Consider the following 23,301-nt stretch of genomic DNA (forward strand, 5'->3'; position numbering starts at 1 on the left):
GTGGTTCGGTGATTCCGTGATTCGCCTTTACGACGGGCTAACGCTTGAGGCCAAGCAGATCCCGCGCGATAACCCATCGGTGCACTTCGGACGGGCCTTCGTAGATGCGCATCAACCGCGTCTCGTTGGCCATCTGCTGCAACGGCATTTCCTTGGTCATGCCCATCGCGCCAAAGGCCTGCATGGCGTGGTCGATCACGTCCCAGGCCATCTCGGTGGCGAATACCTTGATCATCGAGACCTGGGTACGCGCCTCGTCGCCGGCGTCAATGCGTGCCGCGGCCTCGTAAGTCATCAGACGACAGGCGTGGATGCGGGTGGCGGCATCGGCCACCCACCACTGGATTGCCTGCCGATCCGCCAGCGCGGCGCCGAAGGTGCGTCGCTGCGGCGCGTACTCGCACAGCATGTCAAGCGCGCGCTGGGCGCGGCCAATGCACCAGGCCGCCATCTGCACGCGCCGGCTGGACAGCCGTGCCTGCATCGGCGCGAAGCCCTGGCCCTCCACGCCGAGCAGTTGCGTGTGCGGAACGCGGCAGTCGTCCAGCACCACCTCGTAGGTGGAGGCGCCGCCGATCATGGGGATGCGCCGTTCTACCTTGAAGCCGGGCGTACCGCGGTCGACCAAAAAGGCGGAGATGCCGCCGCGAGCGCCGCGCGTCTTGTCGGTCACGGCCATCACGATGGACCAGTCGGCCCGGGCGGCGCGACTGATCCAGATCTTTCGGCCGTTGAGCACCCAGTCGTCGCCGTCGCGTTCAGCGCGGGTGGTCATCATGGCCGGGTCGCCGCCGGCACCGGGCTCGGAAATAGCGATGGCGGAGATGGTCTCACCGCGCGCGTACGGGTCCAGGTAGCGCGCACGCTGGGACGCGTCGGCGGTCTTGAGCAGCATGCGCAGGTTCGGCGAATCGGGCGGCAGGTCGTAGGGCGTGACGGTCTTGCCTAGCTCCTCGTTGACGCCGACCATGGCCACCACCGGCAGATCGGCGCCGCCCATCTCGGCCGGTGCGTCCAGACCCCACAGGCCCAGCTCGCGCGAGATTCCGTCCAGTTTGCCCTGCTCCTGCGGCAGCAGCGTGAGTTGGCCGCCCTCTGCCTCGCGGGCCAGCACGCCCGCTTCGAGCGGGATCAACTGCTCGCGCACGAAGCGCGCCACCAGGTCCTTGAGCATCTGGTGTTCTTCTTCCAGTACGAAGTTCATGCAATGTCTCCTTTCTTGTTTGCGTGCCGCTTCAGCCGGCGTCCCGGCCGCCCGTCGCATGGGCGATGTCTTCAGGGGCTAGCCCGGCTTCGCGCAGCACTTCATCGGTGTGCTCGCCCAGCGTCGGCGCGTGGCGGCGCAGCGACAGCGGCGTGGCGGAGAAGCGCGCCGTGGGCCGCATCTCGCGCAACGGGCCTTCGGTGGGATGCTGGGTCTGCTGGAACAGCCCGACCGCTTCCAGGTGTGGATGCGCCAGCAATTCGTCCGGCGTATAGATCGGCGTGGCCGGGATATCCAGCGTCTCGAACAGCGCCATCCACTCCTTCGTAGTGCGGGTCGGCGTGATCTCCGCGAGGTGCTGGTACAGCACGCGGATGTGGGCGTTGCGCTGCGCGCGGCTGGCGATGTTGTACTTGTCAGCCAGGTCGTCGCGGCCCACGGCGTGGAAAAAGGCTCTCCAGTGGCGGTCCGTGTACGGTAGCGCGCAGATCCAGCCGTCCGCAGTCTGCGCCGGCCGCCGTCCGCCCTGCAGCAGGCGCGCATAGCCGGCCGCGCCGGTGGCGGGCTCAAAGGTCAACCCCGCCAGGTGCTCGGCCATCACGAAGCTGGCCATGGTTTCCAGCATCGGTACCTCCACTGATTGTCCGGTGCCGTGGCGCTCGCGATGCAGCAGCGCGGCCATCACCGCGTTGGCCAGCGCCATCCCGGTGGTCTTGTCGGCGATCAGGCTAGGCACGTACTCGGGCCGGCTGCCGGCGGCGGAGCCCAGCGACACCAGCCCGCAAGCGGCCTGGATGATGTCGTCGAAGGCCGGTTTGTCGCGGTGCGGGCCGTCCTGGCCAAAGCCGGTGGCCACGCAGTAGACGATGCGCGGGTTCAACGCTACCACCGCAGCGTAGTCAAAGCCCAGCCGCTCGATGGCGGCCACGCGCATATTGTGGATCAGCACATCGGCGCCGGCGATCAGGCGGCGCAGCGCCGCCGCGCCCGCGGGCGTCTTCAGGTCCAGCACCACCGAGCGCTTGTTGCGGTTGAGCGCCAGGTAGATCGAACTCATGCCGGCGTTGCGCGATACGCCGTTGGCGCGCATGAGGTCGCCTTCCGGCCCTTCGATCTTGATGACGTCCGCGCCCAGGTCGGCCAGCGATTGCGTGGCCAAGGGGCCCAGCACCACCGAAGTCAGATCGAGTACGCGAATTCCCTCGAGCGGGCCCGCGCAGACGGTTTTCTGATGTTGCATGCGGCCCCCTCAGCGGCGCTGGAAGACGGGCGCGCGGCGCTCGGCCATCGCCGCCACGCCTTCGCGGAAATCCGCTGTGGCGAACTGCACGCGCTGGATGGTCAGCTCACGCTGGTTGGCCTCCACGATGCGGTCGGCCAGCCCCAGGCGCAGCGTCTCGCGCGTGTTTTCCACGGCCAGTGGTGCCGAGGCCGCAATATCGTGCGCAAGCGCCAGCGCGCGGGCACGCACCTCGGCCTGCGCCACCAGTTCGTCGGCCAAACCGATGCGCACCGCTTCTTCGCCGTCGATACGCTTGCCCGTGTACAACAGCAGCGCGGCCTGCTGCTCGCCGACCAGGCGCGGTAGTGTCACGCTCATCCCAAAGCCGGGATGGAAGCCGAGCCGGTTGAAGCTGGCGCTGAAGCGCGCTTCGCGGCATGTGATGCGGAAATCCGCCACCAGCGCCAGGCCCAGCCCCGCGCCGATCGCGGCACCCTCCACCGCCGCCACGATGGGCTTGCGGTTGCGGTACAGCTTCATGGCCTGCGCGTAGAAGGCCGATGGATCGCGCGAGACGCTGCCCTGGTCGGCGCCGCTGAAATCGGCCCCGGCGCAGAAGGCGCCCACGCCAGACGACAACACGACGGCGCGACAGCTGTCGTCCTCGTCAAGTTGCAGCAGCGCTTCAGCCAGCCGGCGCATGACATCGGCGTCGACAAAGTTATGGGGCGGGCGGGAGATCTCGATCTGCGCAACATGCTGGTCGCGTGTCAGGACGATTTCGGGGGTGGATGCCGCGGTCATGGCGAAGGGCTCCGGGAAGTGGAAAGGCACCCAGTATTCGCCGATGCGGATTCCCGCGCTACACTACAATTTCGGATACTGAAATTACTTGCAGTGCCCCGACGCTGGATTGGCGGGCCTGCGGCCAACTACATGCCTGATCCGCAACCCTGTTCCGACCCCGTTTCCCACCCGGACTCCTGCGCCAAATCGCCTTCGAGCCGCGAACTCACGCACAGTACCGGCCGGTTCACGCGGCAGACTGGAGGCAGTCAGTCGCTCGAACGTGGCCTGATGCTGCTGCGCGCGTTCCGCGTCGGCTCTTCCAGCCTGACCAATGCGGACCTGGCAGCGCGCACCGGCCTGCCGCGGCCCACCGTCAGCCGCCTCACGCGCTCGCTGGTGGACAGCGGCTTCCTGCGCTACGACGCCACCGAGCGCGCCTACCGGCTGGCGGCCGTGGTGGTGAGCCTGGCGGACGCCTTCCACCACGCCACCGCGGTGCCCGATATCGCGCTGCCGCTGATGCGCAAGATCGCCGAGGCGGAAAAGGTCAATGTCGGCCTGGCCGTGCCCGACCAGACAGCCATGGTCTACCTTGCCGCGGTGCGCCACAGCCGCGACAGCGTATCGCGCACCCGGCGTGTAGCGCCCGGCACGCGCGTTCCAATGGAACTGACCTCGATCGGCATGGCGTGGCTGGCCGCGGTGCCGGCCGGCGTACGCGACCATTTCCTCGTGCGGATCGCGGAGAAGGCCGGCGACGAATGGCCGGTCTTGCACAAGGAATTGTCGCGCGGCATTGCCCAGGCCCAGACGCAAGGCTATTGCACCGCCAACTACCAGCCGGGTCACCTGACCGCCGTGGGCGCGGCGTTCCGCGGGCCGGACCACCAATGGTACGGACTCAATATCAGCTTCCCGCACAAGCCCAGCGAAAAGCCGCGCGATGTGGCGCGCTATGCGCCGCTGCTGCTCGGTCTGATCGAGAAGATCAGCGTGTCATGCGGGGTGGAGGACGGCGTGGAGTAAGCATGGCGGCCGGCGGCTAGCACGGGGCCGGCATGGCGCAGCGAGGTGAGAATCCGAACTGCGCGATGGTTTCCGGTTTGGCCCGCAGTTTGCCAAGCGGCAGATCAGACGGGCCCGAACCTAAGCGTCCTGCACGCACCCTTACAAACCGACGTGATGGACCCAGCCGGCAGGGCCAGCGGCCTGGTTGCGCTGAATCTCCACCAGCCGCTCCCTTAGCACCTTGACGGTGTTGCCGGCGGTGCCGTTCCCGATCGCAAAGCGTGTCCGCGCGGACCGCACTTCGCCGATGGCCACCAGCGTCGCCGCCGTTCCGCAAACAAAGGCCTCGGCCAGGCGTCCGCTTTGGGCATCCGCCTCCCACTCGGGGTATGAATACCGGCGCTCTTCCACCGTCATGCCCATCTCCCTGGCCAGTTCGATCACCGAAGCCCGGGTGATGCCCGGAAGAATCGAGCCGCTAAGGGGCGGCGTGACCAGGGTGCCGTCGTCCATCACGAAGAAGATGTTCATGCCACCGAGTTCCTCCACCCAGCGGTGCTCGGCGGCATCCAGGAAGACCACCTGGTCGCATCCGTTCGCAGTGGCCTCGCTCTGCGCGACCAGGCTGCCGGCATAGTTACCGCCGCACTTTGCCTCGCCGGTGCCGCCGGGCGCGGCGCGCGTGTAGTTCTCGGATACCCAGACGGAGACGGCCTTGTCGCCGCCCTTGAAGTACGGGCCCACCGGGCAGGCGATCACGCAGAAAATGAACTCGGAGGCGGGCTTGATGCCGAGGAACACCTCGTTCGCAAACATGAAGGGACGCAGGTAGAGGCTGCCCGAGCCGCGCGGCACCCAGTCCTGGTCGACCCGCACCAACTGCTCGATCGCTTCCAGGAAGAGGGATTCGGGCAACGCCGGCATGGCCATGCGCTTGGCCGACGCCTGGAAGCGGCGCGCATTCTCGAGCGGGCGGAACAGCGTTACTGCGCCATCCGCGCCGCGATAGGCCTTCATGCCTTCGAAGATCTCCTGGCCATAGTGGAGCACCGAGCACGCCGGATCGATCGAGAACGGCTTGCGTGCGGTGACCTTGGCGTCCTGCCAACCCTGTCCTTCACGCCAGGTGATCGTCACCATATGGTCGGTAAAGACGCGGCCGAACGCGGGGTCGCGCATCAGTGCATCCCGGGTGGCCGCGTCGAGCGCGTTCGGGTTGGGTTCGAGGCTGAAAGTGGTTTGTTGCGTCATGAGCGTGAGTCTTCCTTCGCTGGCGTTGGGGATCGGCAGCAGGGCGAACACTCCTGTCTGCCGCCGGCATGGCACGTGGCTTTGCGTGAAATCCGGGGCATCGATGATCGCATGCTGGCGCCCAGCTTGTCTTCAATGTCATTGCAGGCCCCCAAAGCCAGGCACTCTGCGCCATCGCGGCACAGCTTGCTGACCTTTTCCGCAAGGATGCACTGCTGGTCGTAGGATGCACCTGGCGGAGGCCATGTCATTGCTGGGCCGGCTGCAGCGCACGTTGATCGAGGCGCAGGTTGCCGACGCGATCGCCCGGACCAGCGTTTGCCCTGCCTGCGGTGCAAGGCTGGCTTGCAAAGGCCAACATCGCTTGATCATGTGCTGGCGGCCAGTTCGATCCGGCGCCAGGTCACCGTGCTCGGTCGCCGGCTGGAAGCGGAGCAGGCCACCGATGCCCGGCAGCAGGTGGAGACGGTGGCGAGCATTCGTTCTCCCGACATCGCGGAACCCAGTCCGGTGCGCGCGATTGGCATTGACGGCGGCTACCTTCGGCTGGCGGGGCGCAAGCGCCACCAGGACGGTCGGTTTGAAGTGATTGTCGGCAAGTCCATGCGAGATGAGGGTGCTGGCCACAGCTTTGCTTATGTCTCGCGTACGGCGATGACGATGACCGAGTGTCCTACGTCAATGCGTCCGGCCCATCGATGCTCTGCACATCTCGCAATACCCACGCGACCAAGCTAGAACCCTCCAGGCTCAACAATTCTTACGCCTTCGTGGCCGTATCAGTCGTCGCGGGATCTGCTTGCGTGCAACCCGCAGTTTGTCGACGCCGGTCTCATGCATCGCTCTTCCCCCGAAGCCTCTGAACGCACTTCCGGCCGTTTCGTTCGCCACTATAGTACACATTTTATATTTATAAATCATACGGTTAATTGATTTTGAAGGTTGTTCATGCGTGCAGCTTTGACAGTCAAATGTCCGACTCCTAGGATTGATCCCGTGATCTCGTTCTGCATCCAGCGTTGAACGTGACAAGTAGCTCGACGCGACCGTCGCGCGCTTTGCACTCAGCGATGCGCGCTGCCGGACCAGGCCACATACGTTCCTTTCGAAGTCATCTCACGGAGCCATCTCATGCTTGAGTGGAAACAGGAAATCCAGGACATCAGTTCTCGCCTCAAAGAACTGTCCACGCGCACGCCGGACACCCTCCGCGGTTTTGGGCTTATCGCTGGTGCGGGCGCCAAAACCGAGCAACTCGGCGCGAAGACGCGTGAACTCATCGCGCTTGCCGTCGCAGTCACCACGCGCTGCGATGGTTGCATCGCCTTCCATGCAGCCGAGGCCGTCAAGCTCGGCGTGTCCGACCAAGAGATCGCAGAAGCGCTCGGCGTCGCCATCAACCTGAACGCCGGCGCCGCCATTACGTACAGCACACATGTGCTGGATGCCATCGACGCGCTGAAGCAAGCCTAACCGTTACACCCTGACAGGATCCCATCATGAGCAATCCCAAGCTTGAAGTACTGACCCCTCAAAACAGCCAGCTGATTTTCATTGACCACCAGCCGCAGATGGCATTCGGTGTCCAGTCCATGGACCGGCAGGTGCTGAAGAACAACGTCGTTGGCCTCGCCAAGGCAGCGAAGATCTTCAACATCCCGACCACCATCACGACCGTGGAAACGCAAAGCTTCTCGGGATTCACCTACCCGGAACTGCTCGACGTTTTCCCCGGCCAGCCCCTGCTCGATCGCACTTCAATGAATTCGTGGGACGACCAGAAGGTTCGTGACGCGCTGGCAGCGAACGGTCGCAAGAAGATCGTGGTCTCGGGCTTGTGGACGGAGGTTTGCAACAACACCTTCGCACTCAGCGCCATGGCCGATGCCGAGTACGAAATCTATATGGTGGCCGACGCCTCAGGTGGCATTACGAAGGAAGGACATGATTTCGGCATGCAGCGCATGATCCAGGCCGGCGTCGTACCCGTGACGTGGCAACAGGTGGTGCTCGAATGGCAGCGCGACTGGGCGCGTCGCGATACGTATGACGCCCTCATGAGTGTGGTCAGGGAACACTCCGGCGCATACGGGATGGGCGTCGACTACGCCTACACCATGGTGCACAAAGCCCCACAGCGAGCGGTCGGCTCTCACGAGATCGTGCCTCCGGTTCCGGCAAAGTAATCGGCGGCCCTCCGTCTCATTTGGTGGCCCGCGTCCGGCCCCATACGGCGTAACGGTGTGGCCGGACTGTCGTGCCCAGAAGCTGCAAGAGAGATGTCCCGATGAAGATCTATCTGTTCTCATTAGGTGCCGGCGTTCTGGTCGGCGTCATCTACTACCTGATCGGCGTGCGGTCGCCGGCTCCGCCGCTCGTTGCACTGGTCGGCCTGCTCGGCATTCTTGCCGGAGAGCAGTTCATGCCGATCAGTCAGCAATATTTCCGTGGCGCCATCCACTCAACGGTGAAGCGCGCATCAGATGACGCAACCGCAGCGTCCGGCACATTGCAGCACGGCGTCTCCGGCACTACGGCTGTGCGCAAGACTGCAAAGAACGAGGAGACCCGCTCATGATTACCTCCGCCAAAACCCCCGACCTGATCCTGCACAACGGCCGGATTACCACGCTTGACAAGGCGAAGCCAGTCGCAACTGCCGTTGCCATCCACGACGGACGATTTTCAGCTATTGGCGGCGACGCCGAAATCCTGTCTCTTGCAGGACCGGCAACGAACGTGATCGACCTTAAGGGACGGTCCGCCTTGCCAGGGCTGATCGACAACCATACGCACGTCGTGCGCGGTGGCCTGAACTTCAACATGGAACTGCGGTGGGACGGCGTGCGCTCGCTTGCCGATGCGATGAACATGCTGAAGCGCCAGGTTGCCATTACGCCGCCACCCCAATGGGTTCGGGTGGTAGGTGGCTTCACGGAGAATCAGTTCGTCGAAAAGAGACTTCCCACCATCGTCGAACTCAATGCCGTCGCGCCCGATACGCCTGTATTTATCCTTCATCTTTACGACCGCGCGTTGCTGAATGGCGCCGCCCTGCGGGCCGTGGGCTACACGAAGGACACGCCCGAGCCCCCGGGCGGGCAGATCATGCGAGACGGCGACGGCAACCCAACGGGCCTTCTTCTTGCCAAGCCAAACGCGACGGTCCTCTACGCTACGCTGGCCAAGGGCCCAAAACTGCCATTCGAGTACCAGCTCAATTCCACCCGTCATTTCATGCGCGAGCTGAACAGGCTGGGCGTGACGAGCGTCATCGATGCGGGCGGCGGATCGCAGAACTACCCCGAAGACTACGAAGTCATCCGCAAGCTTGCAGACGAGGGACAAATGACGATTCGTCTGGCCTACAACCTGTTCACGCAGAAGCCGAAAGCGGAAAAAGAGGACTTCCTGAACTGGACCAGATCGTCCAAGTACAAGCAAGGCGACGAGTATTTCCGTCATAACGGTGCCGGCGAAATGCTGGTGTACTCAGCAGCAGATTTCGAAGACTTTCGCGTACCGCGGCCGGACATGCCGCCGCAGATGGAAGCGGATCTGGAAGACGTCGTACGCGTGCTCGCCGAGAATCGCTGGCCATGGCGCATGCATGCCACCTACGATGAAACCATCAGCAGAGCGCTGGATGTGTTCGAAAAGGTGAATCGCGACATTCCCCTGAGCGGACTGAACTGGTTCTTCGATCATGCCGAGACCATCTCGGAGCGATCGATGGACCGTATCGCCGCCCTCGGCGGCGGCATCGCGGTGCAGCATCGCATGGCGTACCAAGGTGAATACTTCGTCGAACGATATGGCGCCAAGGCTGCGGAGGCGACGCCGCCTGTTGCGCGGATGCTGGAGAAAGGCGTGCGAACGTCGGCCGGGACCGACGCGACGCGCGTGGCGTCATACAACCCCTGGGTGTCTCTAGCCTGGCTGGTGACAGGCAAGACCGTCGGAGGCCTGCGCCTGTATCCGCATCGGAATCTCCTTGACCGTGATACCGCGCTGCGCATGTGGACAGAGAAGGTGGCGTGGTTCTCGAACGAGGAAGGCGCCAAGGGTCAAGTCATGGCCGGTCAATTGGCTGACCTGATCGTTCCGGACCGCGACTTCTTCACCTGTCCTGAAGACGAGATTGTGAACACGACGTCGGACCTGACGCTCGTTGGCGGCCGCGTTGTCTACGGGGCCGGCGATTTCCAGCATCTTGACCGCAATGCGCCACCGCCGGCGATGCCTGACTGGTCTCCCGTCCGCATATTCGGTGGCTTTGGCGCCTGGAAGGACTCGGACGGCAAGCGCGAACGCGCATTGCAGCAGGTGGCCGCGGCGTCCTGCGCGTGTGCAAAAACCTGTGCGGTCCATGGGCACGACCATGCCCGCGCCTGGGCGAGCAATGCGCCGACATCCAACCTGCGCTCGTTCTGGGGTGCGCTGGGCTGTGCCTGCTGGGCGGTGTGACATGGACTATCGTGCGCAAGTCAATCCGCCTTGGGTTGCCGCCCTGCTCACGCAGCCAAGGCTGCTGCCAGCTGCCCGTGCCATGCTTGTCTCCGCCTACGTCATAGGCGGTCTGACCAAGCTGTTCGGCTTCCACGCCGCCGCGCTCGAGATGGAACACTTCCGATTGCACCCGGGGGGGTTGTGGGCCGTGGCAACCATCGTTGTCGAACTTGGCGGCTCAGTCTGCGTAATCTTCAATCGATGGCTGTGGTTGGGCGCCGGTGGGCTGGGCGTGCTGACGTTGGTCGCCATGCTCGTGGCCAATGATTTCTGGAATCTGGCAGGAGACGCGAGGTTTATGGCGTTGAATGGATTCTTCGAGCACCTCGGCCTCATAGCCGCGCTGGTCATGGCGACCATCCTCGCTGGAGCGGCGCCCCTCATCGGCAATTCCGCCCTCCACCAAAACTGGAAGGAATTTCATCAATGAACCTGAATCTTCGTTCCGCCGTTGTCACGGCGGCGCTCGTCGCGGGCCTGGCTGTGTCCTCTCTTGTGCCGTCTGTTGCGTCGGCAGCGTCCGCCAGCGCGCCACCGCTCGCTGTTGGCCCCCAGTACGACACGACCCACGTCTACGTGGCGCCGGAAGATTTCGACAAGTTTACGGACAGCTTCGTGGCAACCTTTGGGGGCCACAAGTCACAACAGGGCGTGTTCCAGGTTACGCCGACGCCCAGTCAGACGATGTCGCAGCTCGTCTTTACCCCGGTTGGCACGGTGTCCGTGTTCGGCTTCAAGACGCCCGTCCCGTATCCCTTCGGAAGCGAGCGAACCGGCTATCTTGTAAAAGACATGGACGCAGCCGTCAGGTCCGCCCGGGAGCACGGTGCGGACGTCAAGGTTGCGACGTTCCCGGATCCGATCGGCCGCGACGCCATCATTACGTGGCCTGGCGGCGTCAACATGCAACTCTACTGGCACAGCCAGGCACCCAAGTATGACGCCCTCGAAACCGTCCCGGAGAATCGCGTCTATGTGTCACCCGAGCGCGCCGATGCGTTGATTCGTGATTTTGTTGCCTTCTCCCGCAGTAAAGTCGTGTCTGATGATCCGCATGCGGCCGGCGTTGAGATCGGCAATCCGGCAGGCACGTATAGGCGTGTGAGACTCGACTCCGGCTTCGGCAAGATGACGATACTGGTGACCAACGGGCATTTGCCGTACCCCTTCGGCTACGAAATGACCGGCTATGAAGTCAAGAATCTCGCCGCCACGCTGGCGAAGGCGAAAGGCGCCGGAGCAACGGTGCTGGTGCGGCCGTTTACGTCGGACCGGCGCGAGTCTGCGCTGGTTCAGTTCCCAGGCGGATACATCGCAGAAATCCATGCAACGGTCCGGTGACGGACGGCGTATTACGGAAGGTGAATGATGAGATGTGATGACACCCTGCTCGCGTGTATAGCTGGCTACGTCGACACCCTCAGTGTCGTGGCACTTTTCGGGCTGCTCACTGCCCACGCCATGGGCAAGGACTTCGTGCTGATGAAGCTGATGGCCATTCCCGCCTTCCTGGCCGGCGTGGTTATCACGAGTCTGGTTGCGAGTAGCGAAGCCGTGGCACCGCAAAACGCGGCATGGCGTGTCTACGCGATGCAGGCTGCGCTGATGCTTGCCTTTTGCGCCGCCGGCATTGCCGCCGCTCCCATCGTTCACCCCGACGACACACTGGTCATCGTTTGCGGGATGCTCGGTGCGGCGGCGATGGGAGTACAAAACGCACGCGACCGTTTGATGTCGCGGCAGGGACATGTGCCCAACACCGTCAAGGCGGAACACGTGACGCAGATAGTGCTGGACCTATTTGAACTGCTGTCGCCAGCGAGTTCATCCGACACGAAAACCACTTCGCGCGAACGCCTGGAAAGAACTGCCCCCGCGGTCTCGTCGTTCGCATGCGGAGCTGTGGGCGGCGCAATAGGTTACGGCAATGTGGGCTTCTGGGCACTACTGCTGCCCGTCCTCGCGCTCTTGTGGCTGACGTTCAATGCTTCAAGACGGCAACAAGTCGTGACCGCTCCTCAGACCCTCATGGATGGCGGCAGCCAGCAAAGTCGGACGGCAAGCCCAGCCGGCCACTAGCTTCGCAACGAGTACTACCTGCGGCGACCAACACTTGGCGCGCACCAAAAAGTGACACAGGAGTGAACGCCATGGCTCGCGCATTGTTCCGCCCCCTCTACGAATTGAATGCTCTCTCGTGCCTGGTCATGAACTGTGTTGTTCTGACGCTAGCATTCGCTGGAAATGCGTATGCGGAGAAAGCCGAAGAAGCGAGCATAGAGAGTGTGCCTGCTTGTTCCGCCAGGCGCCCCGAGGTGCTTTTCAATCGCTGGCAGGAAGATTGGTCGGTGCTTGCGGATCCATGCGTGCCACGAGAGCCGCTCGACGGCTTGAAGTACATCCCGCTTGGCGGGGATCCCAAATCCTATCTGTCGCTGGGCGCGAACTTGCGGGAGCGCATGGAGGTCAACAATGCGCCGCTCTTCGGACTCGGTACGGCACGCAACGACACCTATGTCATCCAACGCGCGCAGATCAGCGCCGATGCGCGTATTGGTCCGTATTTGCAGGTTTTTGCCCAGATCGAAGATGCGAGGCCGTTTGGCAAAGATGCGGTCACGCCCGTCGACAAGAATCCGGTGGACCTGGAGCAGGCCTTCGTGGCATGGGTCAGCCCGTTGGGTCCCGGCACATTCAAGTTTCGCGTCGGACGCCAGGAAATGGCGTTCGATCTGCAGCGGTTCATTTCCGTGCGCGATGGTCCGAATGTACGGCAGGCTTACGATGCGGTCTGGGCAGACTACGAAGACGGAAAGTGGCGCTTTATCGGCTACCTGACGCAGCCCGTTCAATATCGCGATGCGGAGGGATTCGACGATGTCTCCAACCGTCGCCTGACCTTTAGTGGCGCGCGATTCGAACGCAAGGATGTCGGACCCGGCGACCTGTCCGGCTACTACTCCGCCTATAACCGCTCCAGCGCCAATTATCTGGATGCGGCGGGCGGTGAGCATCGCAATGTTTTCGATCTCCGCTACTCTGGAACGGCCGGCCGCATCGATTGGGATGTCGAGACGATGTACCAGTCCGGTCATGTCGGAAACAAATCCATCAATGCGTGGGCCGTGGGCTCCATCGTCGGCTACACGCTTGACATGCCATGGTCACCGCGCCTGGCGCTGCAGGTCGATGGGGCTTCGGGTGACAAGCATCCAGGGGACGGAAGCCTGGGCACGTTCAATCCCCTGTTCCCCAATGGCTACTACTTCACGCTTGCCGGCTATACGGGCTATGCAAACATCCTTCACGTCAAGCCATCGGTCAGGGTCAAACCGAAGAGTAACCTGACAATCCTGGGGGCAGTCGGATTCCAGTGGCGTCAGACGACGGCGGACGCCGTGTACCAGCAGCCCAATGTTCCTGTGCCCGGTACGGCCGGAAGAGGCAGCAAATGGACAGGCGCCTATCTGCAACTGCGTGCTGACTGGGCCATTACCGCGCACCTGACTGGAGCGGTCGAAGCCGTGCATTTCCAGGTGGGCGACTCGATTCGTAACATCGGCGGACGCAATTCGGACTACGTTGGGGTGGAGCTAAAATACGGCTGGTAGTGGGCCACTTTCCACGGTACGTGAACATTTTGTCTAGCTTGCGATCCGGTAATGGCAGTAGTCCCTCTTGGGGTCGGCGCGGCACCCCGTGCGAGCCACGTGTACCATTCGCCTCAAATCTGGAGCATCGACTAGAAGAGGATCCGATCCATGAACATGGTTGAAATGCTGCAAGCAGCGGGCATTGATGGCCACAAGGCCGACTTTTACCTCGCCTCACTGGAACTGGGCGAAGCAACTGTTGCTGCGATCGCACAAAAAGCGGGTATCGGGCGAACTAATGCCTACGAAGTGCTGGACAGGCTCGTAGCGTCGGGCTTCGTATCGACGGTCCAGAAAGGCGCACGCTCTTATGTAATTCCACAGGATCCGATCATGCTGCTACGCAAGATCGAATCTCAGCGTCAAATCATTCAGGAGGTTCTCCCTCAACTCCGCTCCATTCACAATTCCTCTGGAGGAAAACCGAAAGTCCGATTTTTCTCGGGATTGGAGGGCATCAAGACTGTCATGAGTGAAACGCTGGAATGTCAATCGAAAGAAGTCAGCGCGATCATGTCTAACAGCGAGCTGTTCCGTACCCCAGGCTTTGACTTCATCAATGATCTTATAGCCCGTCGCGCGAAGGCAGGGATCAATCTGCGCGTCATTCGTACTGGGCCGGGCGATTCTCGGGATTTATGGCGATCGTCAAAAAAGGACCGGCGAGAACTTCGGTGCGCACCGGAGGACTTTGAAATGGGTGTGACAACTTATCTATTCGACGACAAAGTGTCCATCATTTCCTCACGTGCCGAACACTATGCACTGTCGATCCAAAGCCCGGAGTTCTTTGCTTTTCAGATGAGCCTCTTCGAAATACTCTGGAGCGTTAGCGCTCCAGTTAGTGCGAGCTAAGCCCAAGGTTTGACTCGAGCCAGCGCTCGCTCTTCCGGCAACACGCATCGTGGGATGCGTGCATTACACCTGCCGCAGCGGCCGCCGCCCTGACAGGGCAGTGGATCCGCGCAATCTCGGCCGCAAGCGAGGCACTTGGCGGGAGCCCACTGCCGCTCCTGGCCCATAGTCACTAAGGGATCGGACGATTCATCGTCAAATCAGACACGTCCCACTATCCAAGACGACACGAGCACTCTGCGGAGGACGCAGAGGCGCTTAATCCGAAGCGACCTGAAAGTTGCTTGTTATCAAGCGCCTCATGAATTACTTAAACCGCTTTCGTTCGCTATGATAGTACAATATTTCTTCTTATAAATCATCTATTTAGTACGTTTTTTGAAAATTTTGGTCGCATAATTTTGACGTGAAAATACCGGCCTTCTAGACTTCAGTCACCAATATCCATTGGGACTGTGCAGAGGATGACCATGTCAACACAATCGTCAACTATTCAGCGGTCGCAGAAGCACGAGCGCCTTGTGATCGTCGGATCTACCCTCGGGACGCTCTTCGAGTGGTACGACTTTTTCCTGTTCGGTGCTGTTGCGTCGGTATTCTCCAGACTTTTCTTTGCCCCACTTTCCCCGTCCAGTGCCTATCTCTTCGCCCTCATCGCTTTTGGTGTGGGCTTCGCCGTACGTCCGCTGGGCGCACTGCTCTTTGGCCGCTTGGGCGATCTGATCGGCCGTAAGTACACCTTCCTCATTACGATCGTCCTGATGGGGGGAGCCACATTCTGCGTTGGCCTGCTTCCGACGTACGAACAGGTCGGGATTCTCGCTCCAATCCTTCTGCTGCTGCTTCGCGTGGTTCAAGGCCTTGGACTGGGTGGTGAATATGGCGGCGCTGCCATTTACGTAGCCGAGCACGCGAGCCCCGGCAGAAAGGGCCGCAATACGAGCTGGATCCAGATGACGGGCGCAGGCGGCTCCATCCTCTCGCTCGCCATTGTCTATATCTGCCGCTCTACCTTCGACCAAGAATTCGAGCAGTGGGCCTGGCGCATCCCGTTCCTGTTATCGGGACTCATGCTGGCGGTCTCCATCTACATTCGTACTGTTCTGCATGAGTCGCCCGTGTATGCAAAGATGAAGGCGGAAGGTAAAACATCAAAGCAACCGATCAAGGAGACCTTCGGTAGCTGGGCCAACATCAAGGCCATGCTGATTGCCCTCTTCGGCCTGGTCATGGGCGTCACGACGGTGCTGTACACGGGTCAAACGTACTCGTTCTTCTTCCTCACGCAAACGCTGCGTCTGGACATCGGCACGGCGAGTCTGCTTAATGCCGTCGCGCTCGCCATCTGCCTGCCGGCGATTTGGCTCGCGGCTGCCGTCTCCGACAAGATTGGCCGCAGGAAGGTAATCCTTACGGGCTGCCTGCTGGCCGCGCTGACGATCTTCCCCATCTTCAAGGCACTCACGCAATATGCCAACCCTGGCCTCCAGGTCGCCACGGCCACGAATCCGGTGACGGTCCGCTCAGCGCCTTCCACGTGCAGCGTCCAGATCGACCTGCTCGGCAGGAATCCGCCAGCGACGGAATGCGACAAGGTCAAGGCTGTGCTCGCGAAATCCGGCGTGCCTTACGCCAATGTCGTTGATCCCGCCGCCACGAGCCCGGTTACTCAAATCGGCAGCACAACGCTTACCGGCTTTGATGCCGCCACACTGAAGACAACGCTGGAACAGGCAGGCTATTCCAACCAGGCGGATCCTTCCCGCATTAATCACGGCATGGTGATACTCCTTCTGGTCGTCCTGTGCGTCTACTTCGCGATGGTGTACGCCCCGCTCGCCGCCGCACTGGTTGAAATGTTCCCCGCGCGTGTTCGATACACCGCCCTGTCGTTCCCGTATCACGTCGGAAACGGGATCTTCGGTGGCTTCTTCCCCGCTGTCGCGTTTGCAATGGTGACATTCACCGGCGATATCTACTTTGGTCTCTGGTATCCGGTCATTTTCGCAGCTCTGACTGTAGTGATCGGAGGCTTGTTCCTGCGTGAAAACCGCACGGATGAAGAGATGGCCTCCCCGGCAAACGCTGCGCGCACTCACGCGTGAGTAACATGAATTTGGAGCTAAAAATGGCAAAGAAATTGACCGTCGCGGTTGTTCAGGCGGCACCCGTGTCGTTTGACCTGCAGGCCAGCCTCGCCAAGGTACACGACCTCGCTCAAGAGGCCAGTGCCAAAGGCGTACAACTCGTCGTCTTTCCTGAGGCGTTCCTGTCGGCCTATCCACGCGGCCTGAGCTTCGATACCGTCGTAGGCCATCGTGGCCCGGAAGGCCGCGAATGGTACCGACGCTATTGGGACAGCTCGGTGGATATCCCGGGTCCCGCAGTCGACACCCTGTCAGACATCGCCAGGGAGACTCGACTGCATATCGTGATTGGCGTAATCGAGCGCGATGGCGGCACCTTGTACTGCACGGCGCTGTTTTTCGGCCCGGACGGTAGCTATCTGGGCAAGCACCGCAAGCTAGGTCCGACCGGCGCAGAGCGTCTCGTCTGGGGACGTGGCGACGGTTCCACCATGCCCGTGTACAAGACCGAGGTTGGCAACGTTGGCGCCGCCATCTGCTGGGAAAACTACATGCCATTGTTCCGCACGGCCATGTATGCCAAGGGTGTCGAGATCTACTGTGCGCCGACGGCGGACGGCCGAGATACGTGGCTACCCACCATGCGCCACATCGCACTCGAAGGCCGTTGCTTCGTTCTGTCGAGCAACCAGTTCGCCCGCCGCTCTGATTATCCAGCGGACTACCCCGCGTTCCAGGACCAGCCACAAGACGGCATCGTATCGGTGGGAGGTAGTTGCATTGTCGACCCGTTCGGCAACGTGATCGCGGGCCCCAACTTTACTGAAGAGACGATCCTGGTAGCCGAGATTGATCTAGACGATATCCCTCGAGCAAAGTACGACCTTGACGCAGTCGGCCACTATTCACGGCCAGACGTCTTCCGTCTTCTGGTAAACGAAAACAGCCAGCCGTCAATCGATAGTGGCTACTCCCTCTTTCCTGCCAGCGATTCAAAATGAGCTTTCATATCGAGTATCCGCGCACGATCCCAGCCCAACGGCCGGGAGAGTTTGCACCGGCCGCCCCGAAGTTCCACGTCCGGTGGAACGCCCCCCATACGACCGTTGTGTCGGACTACATCGCAGTGCAACGTACTCCGGCGGACTTCGGTACGGAACGCGCATTCTTCAACAGGACTCGCGACGCCTTTGCAAGCGCCTGGGGCCCGGATTGCTTCGATGAGGTGCGACATACCGACGAGGCCGGGTCTACCAATTCGATTGTTATTGCGTACTGGACCGACATTACACGGTACGCGATCTGGAAGCACCAGGATGCCTTTAACACCTGGTTCGCCTCTCCAGAGCGAGAAAAGGAGAATGTAGGCTACTGGCGTGAAACGCTTACGGTGCCTTATGACCGGATCGAAACCATCTTTTCAGAGCCGTACTATCGGGCCGGGATCGCTCGCACAAAGGGCAGCGAACTGGAACCCATGTATATCGCTGGCTATTTCGGTGCGATGCGCGACCGGCTGCCGATTTCTGCAATCGATCCTCTCGCGTCTCCTTACGGCGAATCAGTCCCCCAGGGCGAGTTCTTGGGCGCTTCGCGGGCCCGCATCCGGATTGATGTTCCGCCCAACGTCGTGAACATTCGCTCTGGCCAGTACTGGGAGAAGGCAGAAGGCGACCAACTTGACGACTACTACACCAACCTTCAGCCCAAGCTTGAGACGGGGATGGCCTACCTTAAGGACCATGCCGCAACGACAGGCTGTTTGTCACTGCGTGCACTGGTTACGTTGGATCAAGAGGGCAACGAGCTGAAGGAAACGTCAAAGCACGGATACTTCCTTTCGCTTGGACAACTTGAACAATGGGCTGCTGGACACAAGAGTCATCTTGACATCTTCAAGCACGCGCTCGCGATGCGCCGGAAGTATCGGGCCGCACGCAGCGTTGTCACCTGGCACGAAGTCTTCGTTCTCGGTACGACGCCGTCTTTTGAGTACGTGAACTGTCACGCCGGCACCGGCTTGCTCCGTTTTGCCCACGCATGGGGAAAGATCGTCGCCGCGATCTGATGAGGACGAACACCATGACAACCAAAAGACCTACAGACTTGGTTCCGATTCGACTGTACTCGATGACGTACTCGGGCCACGGCCATCGCGTTCAATTGCTATTGTCGCTGCTCGGCCTGCCTTACGAGAAGTTCGATATCGAGCCGCACAGTGGCAACCTGCAAACGCCAGAATTTCTTGTACGGAGCCCTTTCGGGGAGGTCCCCGTCATCATTGATGGCGATACGACGCTCTACGATTCAAACGCGATTCTGGTGTACTTGGCTAAGAAGTATGGCGAGCCCTCTTGGCTCCCTGAAGATCCGGAAGGCAATGCACTTGTGCAGCAATGGTTCTCGCTAGCTGCTGGACAAATCGCATTTGGCCCATGTGCGGCACGCCGCCTCGTTGTCTACGACGAAGAACTTGTGCCAATGGCCAGTGCAATCCATATCAGCCAAAGACTATTCACGGTCGTGGAGTCCATTCTGTCAAAGCGAAAGTTTGCCATCGGGGATTGTCTTTCGCTGGCGGATATCGCGGCGTACACCTATATCGCCCATGCCCCGGAGGGCGGTCTGTCGCTCGAAGGGTATCCGGCAATCCGAACCTGGATCCAGCGTATCGAAGCTTTGCCGGGGTTCGTTCCCATGCCGAATGCAGGAACTCGGCCAAGCACGGCATAAGCGCCGAGCTTGGAACATGCGGCCAGCGCCGGCCGCAGTTACGCGATCGAAGTCGCGCGCAAATCCGAAATGCCCGATATTATTTTTGGATGACTCGCAAGGTCTAAGGCGAAAGTGGTGTTCCATGAGCCGATGTGGCAACCTTTCGAAGCTTGCGACATACCGCTCCCGCCAATAGCGCATAAGCAACTGGGGCTATGTGTTCGGCCATGAAGTTATGGCTGCGGGCGCTGATCGACCGCGTGCTACACCGCGCCATTTCACGGCGGGAAAGATTGGCAAGTGTCAGTGGCAAATCGACGAAAGCATCCAGCGGTGTCTGAACGCGCTGGAGACAGCCGATCGCACGCAACCTGCCGAGCTGGAGGCGAAGACGAGTCGATTGCCAGCTTGCTCAGCGTCACCGGCCTGCGCATCGCCGAAGCGCCGAACCTCGACGCTCCTGGGCGGCTATGGGTGGGTGATGCCCCTATCTCCAGGAGCCGTTGGTGGAATTCCTGTAGCATCTAACGTGTCCAGCAGATTCCTTGCCTGCTGCCAGTCAGCGGTGTCGAACCCTTCCACGAAGGCTCCATGGACCCGGGCCAGCATCTGCCGTGCCTCTTCCGTCTTTCCCTGAAGCTGCCATAGCCGCGCGAGGCTCACCGCGGCACGCAGCTCAAGCGATTTCGCACTTTGCTGCCTGGCAATCGTGATTGCCCGATGAAAACACGCTTCCGCTGATTCGCGCTCGGAGGACAGGTCGGGCTGCACCTTCGAACGTTGGAGGAGCAGTTCTCCCTTGAGCCGATGCAACTCCGCTTCATAGTTGCGCTCCCTGGTGATGTCCACGGTGGCGAACGAGTCGGCTAGGACGTTCAGTCCCGCCTGGGCTTGGCCCGCGTTCATGTAGGATTGGGCCAACAGGGCCAGGTAATAGGGCCGTCCGAACTCGGCGCCGGTGGCCTGGTAAGCGGTGACGCCCTGGCATATCTGAGCGATGCCCTCCTCACGGCTTCCCTGCTCGGCCATTGCCCAACCCCGCAGGATGGTTCCCCATGCCAGCCAGAACGGAAACCCTTGCTCGACCGACAGCGCGATGGCTGCTTCGGCGTGCTCGCGGGTCAGTTCCGCCTCATGCCGGAGCTGATGCAACTGAGCCGCGTAGACTAAGGCTAATGCCATGCTGAAAGGGTGAGAGACCTCCCGGGCCAATGCCAGCGCCTCCTGGCTGCGTTTGATGGCCTGAGTCGGGAAGCCCAGATACCACCGGGCCCATGCCAGGAAGCTGAGTCCGCGGACCCCAGGGTCCTGCCCGTAAAGCGCGGCATGGGTGGGATGCTGTTCAGGCCTATAGCAGGCAATCCCCTGCTCCAGGTGCTCCCTGGCGGTGCCGAAATCGCCCATGAAGAGTGCGGCTCCGCCCAGTGCAATATGCGCCTGTCCGAGCCAAACCGGATCTTGCGTGTTCTCAGCGAGGCCGAGCAGCGCCTCACCTAGTTGATACGCTGTCACGTGCTGTGCGCGAATCAGGAAAAACATCCGCAATCCCAGCTTCACCTGGAAGAGCTGCGAATTATCTCCACCCTTTTCACACAAAGTCAGCGCCCGCGCATAGTTTGCCTCCACCTCGGACGCGGCATAGCCTCGCGCGGCAATCAGGGCTTGACCAAGGGTGACGCGCAGTGTCAGTTCCAGGTGCGCGCGTTGCGGCGTGTCAGGCAGCCCGGTGAGCAGTCCCAAAGCCTTACTGAGCTGACGGACTCCATCAAGATGGGCCGAACGGTCAACAGCCTGACGCCCGGCGCAGTGCAGGTACTCCACCGCCTTGGGGATGTTGCCGCTGAGACTGTAGTGGTGTGCCAGTTCGCTGCAGCGGTCTTTCAACTGGTGATGGAAGAGAGCCTCGATGGCCCGGCCAGTGCGTTCATGCAGCGCGCCGCGCTGTTCCGAGAGCAGGGAGTTGCCGGCGACTTCCTGGGTCAGGGCGTGCTTGAACGCATACTCCACCTCCGGAAAGGCAGGCTGACTGTAGATGAATTCTCCCGCCTGCAGGCCGGTCAGCAAGGGATAGAGGCGCTCATCGGACTGCCCGGCGACTTGCCGGACCAGGCTCAAGGAAAACTCCTTGCCGATGATCGCCAAGGTCTGCAGCAGTTCCTTTTGCGCCAGCGGCAGCCGGTCCATGCGTGCTGCGAGCACGCCTTGTACCGTGGTCGGAATATGCAGCGCGGCCGGGGTCGTCTCGATGCGGTAATGACCAGGTTCGCCGAGCAGTGCCTTTTCCTCGACCAGGGTCTGGACGACCTCTTCCATGAAAAAGGGATTGCCCTCGGTCTTTTGCAGGATGAGATGCTTGAGGGGCCCGAGCCCGGGGGCATCGCCCAACAACGCTCTGAGCAGGCCTTGCGCCTCGGCTGGGCCAAGGGGATCGAGCCGCATTTCGGTGGCATTGTCCTTTTCTCTCCATGCGGACTGATACTCTGGCCGGTAGTTCAGGAGCAGGAGGATCCGGGCATCCGCCACGCGTTCGATGAGGAAGGCGAGGAACGCTTCAGTCTCGCCATCCAGCCATTGCAGGTCCTCGAACAGGACCTCCACGGGCTGATTGCGGCTCTCGTGCACCAGCAGGCGTGTGATGGCATCGAACGTGCGCTCGCGCCGAAGGCTGGCGCCCATGTCCACCAGCTTCGCGTCGACATCGCTGATGCCCAGAAGATGGAGCAGGTAGGGCAGGTGGTCTTCCAGGCTGCGGTCCAACGTGAGCACCTTGCCCGCGATCTTTTCGCGGCAATGCCGCTCGTCGTCCTGGGCAGTGATCTGAAAATAGTTCCGCAAGAGTTCGATGAGCGGCAAGTAGGCAAAGGCCTTGCCGTGCGATACCGAGAAGGTCTCCAGCACCAGGCAACCGCGCGGCGCGCGCGCCTTGAACTCGTGAAACAGTCGCGACTTGCCGACACCGGCCTCCCCCACCACCGCGACGATTTTCCCGTGTCCGGCCGTGGACTGCTCCAGCGCGCGGTGGAGCGCCTCCAGCTCGGCCTCGCGGCCCACGAAGCGAGCCAGCCCGCGATGTGCTGCCACTTGCAAGCGTGTGCGCAGCGCGCCGAGCCCGAGCAGCTGATAGACCGCGAGCGGCTTGGGGATGCCCTTGACCTGCGCGATTCCCAGCGCCTTGAACTCGAAATAGCCCTCCGCGAGCTTGTGGGTGGATTCGCTCACGAGGATGGAAGAGAGCGCCGCCATGGTCTCCATCCGCGAGGCAATGTGAATCGTGTGCCCCACTGGGTCATAGTCGGTGTGCAGGTCGTCCTTACGGATTGAGCGCACGACCACCTCGCCCGTGTGGATGCCTACCCTGATCTGCAGGGAAATGCCTTGCTCCAGCCGAAGCCTGTCACTGTGACGCTGCATTGCTACCTGCATGCGCAGCGCGGCGTACAAGGCGCGCTGGGGGTGGTCCTCATGGGCGATGGGCGCGCCGAAGAGCGCAAGGATCCCGTCGCCCAACGACTTGGCCACATAGCCCTCGTAGTAATGCACGGCCTCCATCATCAGTTCGATGACCGGCGTGATCAGGCGGTGAGCGTCTTCCGGGTCGCGGTCGTGGATCAGGGCGGTTGAGCCTGCCATATCGGCGAACAGGGCGGTGATGGTCTTGCGTTCGCCGGCGTTTTCGCCACGGGCTTCCAGGGCCGCCTGCTCGGCCCGGATGCGTTCGGCGAGGTGCGATGGGGTGTAATGAACGGGAGCGGCGGATGCTGCCTGCAGCAACTCGCTGACGGGTGCGCCGCATGCGCTGCAGAAGCGCGCCGTCGGGCTCAGTTCTTCGCCGCAACGCGCACAGATTCGCGCCAGCCTGGCGCCGCATTGCTCGCAGAATTTGGCTCCAACGGCATTCTCGAACCCGCAGTTTGCGCAGTGCACCATGGGAGCCTCCTCCTGGACTTCCTGCAGCGAATTAGACACCCCGATGCGTTTCGTCGCAAGACCAGTGCTGTCATGCCGCGC

21 protein-coding genes are annotated in these 23,301 nt (G+C 61.6%); 16 read left to right on the plus strand and 5 right to left on the minus strand.

The window, feature by feature from the left end; translation table 11 throughout:
* Positions 1-37: 37 nt before the first annotated feature.
* The 3 genes from ACZY0R_RS42395 to ACZY0R_RS42405 are packed head-to-tail and all read right to left on the minus strand — an operon-like array spanning position 38 to position 3,230.
* Positions 38-1,204 carry an acyl-CoA dehydrogenase family protein gene (locus tag ACZY0R_RS42395; RefSeq protein WP_488867675.1) on the minus strand — a complete coding sequence of 389 codons (1,167 nt, stop codon included), beginning with the start codon at positions 1,202-1,204 and terminating at the stop codon, positions 38-40.
* A 31-nt stretch (positions 1,205-1,235) separates the two neighbouring features.
* Positions 1,236-2,444 carry a CaiB/BaiF CoA transferase family protein gene (locus ACZY0R_RS42400; protein ID WP_488867677.1) on the minus strand — a complete coding sequence of 403 codons (1,209 nt, stop codon included), beginning with the start codon at positions 2,442-2,444 and terminating at the stop codon, positions 1,236-1,238.
* 9 nt (positions 2,445-2,453) lie between these two features.
* On the minus strand, positions 2,454-3,230 hold the full coding sequence (locus ACZY0R_RS42405; RefSeq protein ID WP_488867679.1) for an enoyl-CoA hydratase/isomerase family protein: 777 nt from the start codon (positions 3,228-3,230) through the stop codon (positions 2,454-2,456).
* 132 nt (positions 3,231-3,362) lie between these two features.
* Between ACZY0R_RS42405 and ACZY0R_RS42410 the strand changes: the two genes are divergently transcribed.
* A complete protein-coding gene (locus ACZY0R_RS42410) occupies positions 3,363-4,241 on the plus strand; it encodes an IclR family transcriptional regulator (RefSeq protein WP_488867681.1) in 879 nt (292 codons plus the stop codon).
* 141 nt (positions 4,242-4,382) lie between these two features.
* Here ACZY0R_RS42410 and ACZY0R_RS42415 read toward each other — a convergent pair whose 3' ends face one another.
* Positions 4,383-5,474, minus strand: coding sequence for a branched-chain amino acid aminotransferase (locus ACZY0R_RS42415; protein ID WP_488867683.1), 1,092 nt, complete (start codon positions 5,472-5,474; stop codon positions 4,383-4,385).
* A gap of 345 nt (positions 5,475-5,819) precedes the next feature.
* Here ACZY0R_RS42415 and ACZY0R_RS42420 point away from each other — a divergent pair, with 345 nt between their 5' ends.
* From ACZY0R_RS42420 to ACZY0R_RS42490, 15 genes are all read left to right on the plus strand, one after another.
* Positions 5,820-6,212, plus strand: a complete 393-nt coding sequence (locus ACZY0R_RS42420; protein WP_488867685.1) for a hypothetical protein — start codon at positions 5,820-5,822, stop codon at positions 6,210-6,212.
* A gap of 393 nt (positions 6,213-6,605) precedes the next feature.
* Positions 6,606-6,947, plus strand: a complete 342-nt coding sequence (locus ACZY0R_RS42425; protein ID WP_488867687.1) for a carboxymuconolactone decarboxylase family protein — start codon at positions 6,606-6,608, stop codon at positions 6,945-6,947.
* Between the two features lie 26 nt (positions 6,948-6,973).
* Positions 6,974-7,660, plus strand: a complete 687-nt coding sequence (locus tag ACZY0R_RS42430; RefSeq protein ID WP_488867689.1) for a hydrolase — start codon at positions 6,974-6,976, stop codon at positions 7,658-7,660.
* Positions 7,661-7,761: 101 nt separating this feature from the next.
* Positions 7,762-8,052, plus strand: a complete 291-nt coding sequence (locus ACZY0R_RS42435; protein WP_488867691.1) for a DUF1427 family protein — start codon at positions 7,762-7,764, stop codon at positions 8,050-8,052.
* A complete protein-coding gene (locus ACZY0R_RS42440) occupies positions 8,049-9,941 on the plus strand; it encodes an amidohydrolase (RefSeq protein ID WP_488867693.1) in 1,893 nt (630 codons plus the stop codon). The genes ACZY0R_RS42435 and ACZY0R_RS42440 overlap by 4 nt, the downstream gene beginning before the upstream one ends.
* Before the next feature lies 1 nt (position 9,942).
* Complete coding sequence (locus tag ACZY0R_RS42445) at positions 9,943-10,413, plus strand: DoxX family protein (protein ID WP_488867695.1); 471 nt, start codon at positions 9,943-9,945, stop codon at positions 10,411-10,413.
* Complete coding sequence (locus ACZY0R_RS42450; protein WP_488867697.1) at positions 10,410-11,324, plus strand: glyoxalase; 915 nt, start codon at positions 10,410-10,412, stop codon at positions 11,322-11,324. Before ACZY0R_RS42445 ends, ACZY0R_RS42450 begins: the two co-directional genes overlap by 4 nt.
* A gap of 24 nt (positions 11,325-11,348) precedes the next feature.
* Positions 11,349-12,062, plus strand: coding sequence for a YoaK family protein (locus ACZY0R_RS42455; RefSeq protein WP_488867699.1), 714 nt, complete (start codon positions 11,349-11,351; stop codon positions 12,060-12,062).
* 128 nt (positions 12,063-12,190) lie between these two features.
* Positions 12,191-13,594 (plus strand): alginate export family protein, encoded by a 1,404-nt coding sequence (locus tag ACZY0R_RS42460; RefSeq protein WP_488867817.1) that lies wholly within the window; start codon positions 12,191-12,193, stop codon positions 13,592-13,594.
* Positions 13,595-13,744: 150 nt separating this feature from the next.
* Complete coding sequence (locus tag ACZY0R_RS42465; protein WP_488867701.1) at positions 13,745-14,491, plus strand: TrmB family transcriptional regulator; 747 nt, start codon at positions 13,745-13,747, stop codon at positions 14,489-14,491.
* A 470-nt stretch (positions 14,492-14,961) separates the two neighbouring features.
* Positions 14,962-16,596: an MFS transporter gene (locus ACZY0R_RS42470; protein ID WP_488867703.1), complete on the plus strand. Its 1,635-nt coding sequence runs from the start codon at positions 14,962-14,964 to the stop codon at positions 16,594-16,596.
* Between the two features lie 23 nt (positions 16,597-16,619).
* Complete coding sequence (locus ACZY0R_RS42475) at positions 16,620-17,579, plus strand: carbon-nitrogen hydrolase family protein (protein ID WP_488867705.1); 960 nt, start codon at positions 16,620-16,622, stop codon at positions 17,577-17,579.
* Entirely contained in the window at positions 17,576-18,646 is a 1,071-nt protein-coding gene (locus tag ACZY0R_RS42480) for a phenylacetaldoxime dehydratase family protein (RefSeq protein ID WP_488867707.1), read from the plus strand. The genes ACZY0R_RS42475 and ACZY0R_RS42480 overlap by 4 nt, the downstream gene beginning before the upstream one ends.
* Positions 18,647-18,660: 14 nt before the next feature.
* Positions 18,661-19,311: a glutathione S-transferase family protein gene (locus tag ACZY0R_RS42485; RefSeq protein ID WP_488867709.1), complete on the plus strand. Its 651-nt coding sequence runs from the start codon at positions 18,661-18,663 to the stop codon at positions 19,309-19,311.
* Positions 19,312-19,327: 16 nt separating this feature from the next.
* Positions 19,328-19,489, plus strand: coding sequence for a CGNR zinc finger domain-containing protein (locus tag ACZY0R_RS42490; protein ID WP_488867711.1), 162 nt, complete (start codon positions 19,328-19,330; stop codon positions 19,487-19,489).
* 272 nt (positions 19,490-19,761) lie between these two features.
* On the opposite strand, the gene ACZY0R_RS42495 is transcribed toward ACZY0R_RS42490, so the two are convergent.
* Complete coding sequence (locus ACZY0R_RS42495) at positions 19,762-23,220, minus strand: adenylate/guanylate cyclase domain-containing protein (protein ID WP_488867713.1); 3,459 nt, start codon at positions 23,218-23,220, stop codon at positions 19,762-19,764.
* Positions 23,221-23,301 lie beyond the last annotated feature (81 nt).

The organism is Cupriavidus sp. F041 (genome assembly GCF_057814235.1).

Excerpts from the sequence above, each read along its gene's own strand:
- ACZY0R_RS42435 (WP_488867691.1), top strand. The coding sequence starts at position 7,762 with ATGAAGATCTATCTGTTCTCATTAGGTGCCGGCGTTCTGGTCGGCGTC.
- ACZY0R_RS42480 (WP_488867707.1), top strand. The coding sequence starts at position 17,576 with ATGAGCTTTCATATCGAGTATCCGCGCACGATCCCAGCCCAACGGCCG.
- ACZY0R_RS42455 (WP_488867699.1), top strand. The coding sequence starts at position 11,349 with ATGATGAGATGTGATGACACCCTGCTCGCGTGTATAGCTGGCTACGTC.
- ACZY0R_RS42405 (WP_488867679.1), bottom strand. The coding sequence starts at position 3,230 with ATGACCGCGGCATCCACCCCCGAAATCGTCCTGACACGCGACCAGCAT.
- ACZY0R_RS42485 (WP_488867709.1), top strand. The coding sequence starts at position 18,661 with ATGACAACCAAAAGACCTACAGACTTGGTTCCGATTCGACTGTACTCG.
- ACZY0R_RS42495 (WP_488867713.1), bottom strand. The coding sequence starts at position 23,220 with ATGGTGCACTGCGCAAACTGCGGGTTCGAGAATGCCGTTGGAGCCAAA.
- ACZY0R_RS42395 (WP_488867675.1), bottom strand. The coding sequence starts at position 1,204 with ATGAACTTCGTACTGGAAGAAGAACACCAGATGCTCAAGGACCTGGTG.
- ACZY0R_RS42440 (WP_488867693.1), top strand. The coding sequence starts at position 8,049 with ATGATTACCTCCGCCAAAACCCCCGACCTGATCCTGCACAACGGCCGG.
- ACZY0R_RS42475 (WP_488867705.1), top strand. The coding sequence starts at position 16,620 with ATGGCAAAGAAATTGACCGTCGCGGTTGTTCAGGCGGCACCCGTGTCG.
- ACZY0R_RS42425 (WP_488867687.1), top strand. The coding sequence starts at position 6,606 with ATGCTTGAGTGGAAACAGGAAATCCAGGACATCAGTTCTCGCCTCAAA.
- ACZY0R_RS42400 (WP_488867677.1), bottom strand. The coding sequence starts at position 2,444 with ATGCAACATCAGAAAACCGTCTGCGCGGGCCCGCTCGAGGGAATTCGC.
- ACZY0R_RS42445 (WP_488867695.1), top strand. The coding sequence starts at position 9,943 with ATGGACTATCGTGCGCAAGTCAATCCGCCTTGGGTTGCCGCCCTGCTC.
- ACZY0R_RS42430 (WP_488867689.1), top strand. The coding sequence starts at position 6,974 with ATGAGCAATCCCAAGCTTGAAGTACTGACCCCTCAAAACAGCCAGCTG.
- ACZY0R_RS42450 (WP_488867697.1), top strand. The coding sequence starts at position 10,410 with ATGAACCTGAATCTTCGTTCCGCCGTTGTCACGGCGGCGCTCGTCGCG.
- ACZY0R_RS42415 (WP_488867683.1), bottom strand. The coding sequence starts at position 5,474 with ATGACGCAACAAACCACTTTCAGCCTCGAACCCAACCCGAACGCGCTC.
- ACZY0R_RS42465 (WP_488867701.1), top strand. The coding sequence starts at position 13,745 with ATGAACATGGTTGAAATGCTGCAAGCAGCGGGCATTGATGGCCACAAG.
- ACZY0R_RS42490 (WP_488867711.1), top strand. The coding sequence starts at position 19,328 with ATGCGGCCAGCGCCGGCCGCAGTTACGCGATCGAAGTCGCGCGCAAAT.
- ACZY0R_RS42410 (WP_488867681.1), top strand. The coding sequence starts at position 3,363 with ATGCCTGATCCGCAACCCTGTTCCGACCCCGTTTCCCACCCGGACTCC.
- ACZY0R_RS42470 (WP_488867703.1), top strand. The coding sequence starts at position 14,962 with ATGTCAACACAATCGTCAACTATTCAGCGGTCGCAGAAGCACGAGCGC.
- ACZY0R_RS42460 (WP_488867817.1), top strand. The coding sequence starts at position 12,191 with ATGAACTGTGTTGTTCTGACGCTAGCATTCGCTGGAAATGCGTATGCG.